The 6097-nt window shown below is 70.3% G+C and carries 5 protein-coding genes and 1 tRNA gene (1 of these 6 cut by a window edge); 4 read left to right on the top strand and 2 right to left on the bottom strand.

All coding sequences use genetic code 11. The features are described 5' to 3' along the window. Nucleotides 1-20: transfer RNA gene (locus AB0B40_RS25165), tRNA-Asn, on the bottom strand; it reaches 153 nt to the left of the window's first position. A 158-nt stretch (nucleotides 21-178) separates the two neighbouring features. On the opposite strand from AB0B40_RS25165, the gene AB0B40_RS25160 reads away from it, so the two are divergent. The 4 genes from AB0B40_RS25160 (at nucleotide 179) to AB0B40_RS25145 (ending at nucleotide 5812) form a co-directional block, all read left to right on the top strand. Next, on the top strand, nucleotides 179-496 hold the full coding sequence (locus tag AB0B40_RS25160) for a YtxH domain-containing protein (protein WP_345056177.1): 318 nt from the start codon (nucleotides 179-181) through the stop codon (nucleotides 494-496). 58 nt (nucleotides 497-554) lie between these two features. Further along, complete coding sequence (locus AB0B40_RS25155; RefSeq protein WP_345056175.1) at nucleotides 555-2006, top strand: FGGY family carbohydrate kinase; 1452 nt, start codon at nucleotides 555-557, stop codon at nucleotides 2004-2006. Nucleotides 2007-2153: 147 nt separating this feature from the next. Beyond that, complete coding sequence (locus AB0B40_RS25150) at nucleotides 2154-3887, top strand: ABC transporter ATP-binding protein (RefSeq protein ID WP_362265681.1); 1734 nt, start codon at nucleotides 2154-2156, stop codon at nucleotides 3885-3887. Further along, nucleotides 3887-5812 carry an ABC transporter ATP-binding protein gene (locus tag AB0B40_RS25145; RefSeq protein ID WP_345056171.1) on the top strand — a complete coding sequence of 642 codons (1926 nt, stop codon included), beginning with the start codon at nucleotides 3887-3889 and terminating at the stop codon, nucleotides 5810-5812. Before AB0B40_RS25150 ends, AB0B40_RS25145 begins: the two co-directional genes overlap by 1 nt. A 48-nt stretch (nucleotides 5813-5860) precedes the next feature. Here the strand turns inward: AB0B40_RS25145 and AB0B40_RS25140 are convergent. Next, a partial coding sequence (locus AB0B40_RS25140; protein ID WP_362265679.1) for a sigma-70 family RNA polymerase sigma factor occupies nucleotides 5861-6097 on the bottom strand: 237 nt, incomplete at its 5' end.

Here is a 6097-nt window from a genome sequence, read left to right as displayed (position 1 = left end):
TCCAATTGAGCTACGGAGGATCGCCTCGTTGCATCGAACGTACCTACCTGGGTATTCGCCAGGGGGCGGGCGCTCGCTGCGACACATACATTAGCGCAAGCAGGGGGGTGCTCCGCCAATCGGTACTCCCCGGCGCCAGCGCCGCACCAGAGACCTACACACGGGAAGGGTGGCAGCCATGCGCTATCGGCTCACGTTTTTCGCCGGACTGGCCCTCGGTTACGTACTCGGCACGAGGGCCGGACGGGAGCGCTACGAGCAGCTGAAGAAGTCGGCCCGGCAGATCGCGCAGAACCCCGCGGTGCGCAACACCGCCGAATCGGCCGCCCAGCAGGGCCGCGTCTACGCCGGCAAGGCTTTCCACACGGTGAGCGACAAGGTCGGGGACCGGGTCCCTGAGTCCGTGGCCCAGCGGGTGCGGTCCCTGCGGGAGCGGAACGTCGACGGAACGGCGGAGGACGACTGGGGTACGAGCAACGGCACGAGCAACACCTGACGATCACCGGACCGCCCCCGGCCGGAGCAGCCCCGGCGATACGGCAAAATTCTCAGGCATGGGGATAGTCGCCGGCTTGGACAGCTCGCCCGATTTCACGCGCATCGTGGTCTGTGACACAGACACCGGCGCCGTACTCCGCCAGGGATACGCGCCGCACCCGGTCGAGGCGCCGGACGGCGCGCGCCCGAGCGACGTCGACCCGCAGGCCTGGCTGCTCTCCCTGGGCGAGGCCGCGGGGGGCGGTCTGCTGGAGGGCGTCCAGGCCATCGGCGTCTCCGCGCAGCAGAACGCGCTGATCCCGCTGGACGCCCAGGGCAACACCGTCCGTCCGGCCCTGGTCGGCGGCGACAAGCGGGCGCAGGTCGCGGCGGCCGATCTCGTGGACGCGCTCGGCGGCCGGGAGGCCTGGGCCCACGCGGTCGGATCCGTGCCGCAGGCGGCCCAGCCGGTCACCAAGCTGCGCTGGCTCGCCAAGAACGAACCGGAGAACGCCCGGCGCACGGCCGTTCTGCTGCAGGCCCACGACTGGCTCGTCTGGCAGCTGCTCGGCCGGCCCACGCGCCGGACCACCGACCGCGGCGGCGCCTCCGGCACCGGGTACTGGTCGGCGGCCACCGGCAACTACCGGCCCGACCTGGTCGAGCTGGCGCTCGGCCACCAGGCGATGCTGCCGGAGGTGATCGGCCCGTCCGACGCGGCCGGTACGACCCCGGAGGGGCTGCTGATCTCCGCCGGCACCGGGGAGACCATGGCCGCCGCCTTCGGGCTGGGGCTCGGGCTCGGGGACGCGGTCGTCTCGCTCGGGGCCTCCGGGTCCGTGATGGCCGTGCATCCCGAGGCCCTCGCCGACCAGTCCGGGATGATCACCTCCCTCGCCGACGCCACCGGTATGCACCTGCCGGTCGTCACCACCCTGAACGCCGTACGCACCCTGCGCGGCACCGTGGAGCTGCTCGGCCTGCCGGACCTGGAGAGCCTGTCCGACCTGGCGATGAAGTCCACGCCGGGCTCGCACGGGCTGGTGCTGCTGCCGTACCTGGAGGGCGAGCGGACGCCGAACCTGCCGCACACCGCGGGCACCCTCGCGGGGCTGCGACGCGAGTCGATGAAGCCGGAGCACCTGGCGCGGGCCGCCTTCGAGGGCATGCTGTGCGGCCTCGCGGACGCGCTCGACGTGCTGCGCGGGCGGGGCGTGGAGGTACGGCGGATCTTCCTGCTCGGCCCGGCCGCCGAACTCCCCGCCGTGCAGGCGGCGGCGCCGTCGCTGTTCGGCGCGCAGGTCGTCGTACCGCAGCCGGCGGACTACGCGGCAATCGGCGCGGCCCGGCAGGCGGCCTGGGCGCTCGGCGTCTCGCAGGGCACCCTCGACCCGCGCACCCCGCCGGCCTGGCAGGGCGCGGCGGCCCAGGTGCTGGAGCCGGGCGAGGAGCTGGCCGTGGGACAGGCGGTGCGCCAGCAGTTCACGGCCGTACGCGAGCAGACCCACCCCGGAGCATTCGGCTCCTAGAAGGCAGAAGTGGGCGCTATATCCCGAAAAGAGAAGGGCGTGCAGGAACACCGCCGTTAATCGGTTGAGGTAACGCGGGTGGAGTGTCCGACGATAGGGGCCAGGGGCAACCGACCGGCTCCCTTCGCCCACTCCGAGAGACGTAGCGTGCTCATACGACTTCTGCGGACCTATCTCAGGCCCTACAAGAAAGCCATCACCCTTCTGGTGGCGCTGCAGTTCCTGCAGACCTGCGCCACCCTCTACCTGCCCACGCTGAACGCCGACATCATCGACAACGGTGTCGTGAAGGGTGACACGGGTTACATCCTGTCCTTCGGCGCCCTCATGATCGGCATCTCGCTGGCGCAGGTCGTGTGCAACATCGGCGCCGTGTACTACGGCGCCCGGACCGCCTCCGCGCTCGGCCGGGACGTGCGGGGTGCCGTCTTCGACCGGGTGCAGTCCTTCTCCGCGCGTGAGGTGGGCCACTTCGGGGCGCCCTCGCTCATCACCCGTACGACGAACGACGCCCAGCAGGTCCAGATGCTGGCCCTGATGACGTTCACCCTGATGGTGTCGGCGCCCATCATGTGCGTGGGCGGGATCGTGCTGGCACTCGGTCTGGACGTGCCGCTGTCCGGGGTACTGGTCGCGGTCGTACCGGTGCTCGGCATCTGCGTGACCCTCATCGTGCGCCGGCTGCGCCCGCTGTTCCGGTCGATGCAGGTCCGGCTGGACACGGTGAACCGGGTGCTGCGCGAGCAGATCACCGGCAACCGGGTCATCCGCGCCTTCGTCCGGGACGAGTACGAACAGCGCCGGTTCGGCGGGGCCAACGGCGAGCTGACCGAGATGCAGCTGGCCACCGGCCGGATGCTCGCCCTGATGTTCCCGATCGTCATGACGGTGGTGAACGTCTCGTCCATCGCGGTGGTGTGGTTCGGCGCCCACCGCATCGACAGCGGCGACATGGCCATCGGCGACCTGACCGCGTTCCTCGCCTATCTGATGCAGATCGTCATGTCCGTGATGATGGCCACCTTCATGTTCATGATGGTGCCGCGCGCGGAGGTCTGCGCCGAGCGCATCCAGGAGGTCCTCGGGACCGACTCCAGCGTCGTACCGCCGGTGGCTCCGGTCACCGAGCTGCGCGCGCACGGGCACCTGGAGATCCGGGGCGCGGGCTTCCGCTATCCGGGGGCCGAGGAGCCGGTGCTGAAGTCGATCGACCTGGTGGCCCGGCCGGGCGAGACGACCGCCGTCATCGGCTCCACCGGCAGCGGCAAGTCGACGCTGCTCGGACTCGTCCCCCGGCTCTTCGACAGCACCGAGGGCGAGGTCCTCGTCGACGGCGTGGACGTCCAGCAGGTCGAGCCGCGGCTGCTCGCGAAGACCGTCGGACTCGTGCCCCAGAAGCCGTACCTGTTCGCGGGCACGGTCGCCACCAACCTGCGCTACGGCAACCCCGACGCCACCGACGAGGAGCTGTGGCACGCGCTGGAGGTGGCCCAGGCCGGGGGCTTCGTGCGGAAGCTGGAGGGCGGCCTGGACGCGCCGATCGCGCAGGGCGGCACCAACGTCTCCGGCGGTCAGCGGCAGCGGCTCGCCATCGCCCGCACGCTGGTGCAGCGCCCGGAGATCTACCTCTTCGACGACTCCTTCTCGGCGCTCGACTACGCCACCGACGCCGCCCTGCGCGCCGCGCTGGCCCGGGAGACCGCCGAGGCGACCGTCGTCATCGTCGCCCAGCGCGTGGCGACGATCCGGGACGCCGACCGGATCATCGTGCTGGACGAGGGCCGGGTGGTCGGCTCCGGCCGGCACGCCGAACTGATGGCGACCAACGAGACCTACCGGGAGATCGTGCTCTCCCAGCTGACGGAAGCGGAGGCCGCCTGATGGCCGGGCCCATGGGACGCATGATGGCGGGGGGACCCGACCAGCGCTCGATGGACTTCAAGGGGTCGGGCAAACGGCTCGTCGCCCAGTTCAGACCGGAACGGTTCACCATCTACTGCCTGCTGCTGTGCGTGGTGCTCAGCGTGGGCCTGAGCGTGGTCGGCCCGAAGATCCTCGGCAAGGCCACCGACCTGGTGTTCGCCGGCATCATCGGCCGGCGGATGCCGCAGGGCGCCACCAGGGAGCAGGTGCTCGCCTCCATGCGCGAGCGCGGCCAGGGCCGGGTCGCGGACATGCTCAAGAGCACGGACTTCACTCCCGGCAAGGGCATCGACTTCCATGCCGTCGGGAACATCCTGCTGCTCGCCCTCGGCACGTTCCTGGTCGCGGGCCTGCTGATGGCGGTCGCGACCCGGCTGGTCAACCGGTCCGTCAACCGCACGATGTACCGGATGCGGGAGGACGTGCAGACGAAGCTGTCCCGGCTGCCGCTGTCGTACTTCGACAAGCGCCAGCGCGGTGAGGTGCTGTCCCGGGCGACGAACGACATCGACAACATCGGGCAGACGCTCCAGCAGTCGATGGGCCAGCTGATCAACTCGGTGCTGACCATCGTCGGCGTCCTGGTGATGATGTTCTGGGTCTCCTGGCTGCTGGCGCTGGTCGCGCTCGTCACCGTGCCGCTGTCGTTCGTGGTCGCCACCCGGGTCGGCAAGCGGTCGCAGCCGCACTTCGTGCAGCAGTGGCGCTCCACCGGCAAGCTGAACGCCCACATCGAGGAGATGTACACCGGGCACACCCTGGTGAAGGTGTTCGGACGGCAGGAGGAGTCGGCGCAGCGGTTCGCCGAGCAGAACGAGGCGCTGTACGAGGCCGGGTTCAAGGCGCAGTTCAACAGCGGTGTGATGCAGCCGCTGATGATGTTCGTGTCGAACCTGAACTACGTGCTGGTGGCGGTCGTCGGCGGTCTGCGCGTCGCTTCCGGCGCCCTCTCCATCGGTGACGTCCAGGCGTTCATCCAGTACTCGCGCCAGTTCTCCATGCCGTTGACGCAGGTCGCGTCGATGGCGAACCTGGTGCAGTCGGGTGTCGCCTCGGCGGAGCGGGTCTTCGAACTCCTCGACGCCGAGGAGCAGGAGGCGGACCCGGTGCCCGCCGAGCGGCCGGCACAGCTGCGCGGGCGGGTGCGCCTGGAGCACGTGTCGTTCCGGTACGACCCGGAGAAGCCGCTGATCGAGGACCTGTCGCTCACGGTCGAGCCGGGGCACACGGTGGCGATCGTCGGCCCGACCGGTGCCGGCAAGACCACGCTGGTCAATCTGCTGATGCGGTTCTACGACGTCTCCGGCGGCCGGATCACCCTGGACGGCGTGGACGTCCGGAGGATGACCCGGGACGAACTGCGGGCCGGGATCGGCATGGTGCTCCAGGACACCTGGCTGTTCGGCGGCACCATCGCGGAGAACATCGCGTACGGCGCGACGCGCGAGGTCACCCGGGGCGAGATCGAGGACGCGGCGCGGGCCGCGCACGCGGACCGCTTCATCCGTACGCTGCCCGACGGGTACGACACGGTGATCGACGACGAGGGCACGGGCGTCAGCGCCGGTGAGAAGCAGCTGATCACCATCGCCCGGGCGTTCCTGTCCGACCCGGTGATCCTGGTGCTGGACGAGGCGACGAGTTCCGTGGACACGCGTACGGAGGTGCTGATCCAGAAGGCGATGGCCAAGCTGGCGGCCGGCCGGACGTCGTTCGTGATCGCGCACCGGCTGTCGACGATCCGGGACGCCGACACGATCCTCGTGATGGAGAACGGGTCGATCGTCGAACAGGGCGCGCACACGGAGCTGTTGGCGGCCGACGGGGCGTACGCCCGGCTGTACAAGGCCCAGTTCGCGCAGGCCGTGGCCGAGGTGGACTAGGGCCCACGGGGCACGGGGCACGGGGGGCCGCCGCACGGCGGTCCCCCGTCAGTCCAGGTAGCCCCTCAGCTGGTCCGCGAAGGCGTGGTCCCGGAGCTTGTTGAGGGTCTTGGACTCGATCTGCCGTATCCGCTCTCGCGTCACGCCGAAGATGCGCCCTATCTCCTCCAGCGTGCGCGGACGCCCGTCGGCCAGTCCGTACCGCAGCTGGACGACCTTGCGCTCCCGCTCGCCCAGTGTGGACAGCACCGCCTCCAGGTGCTCGCGCAGCAGCAGGAACGCCGC

The sequence above is a fragment of the Streptomyces sp. NPDC042638 genome (assembly GCF_040647235.1).
GTDB lineage: Bacteria > Actinomycetota > Actinomycetes > Streptomycetales > Streptomycetaceae > Streptomyces > Streptomyces rameus.
The sequence above is the reverse complement of the archived record's forward strand: the minus strand, read 5'-3'. Positions and strand labels throughout refer to the sequence as shown.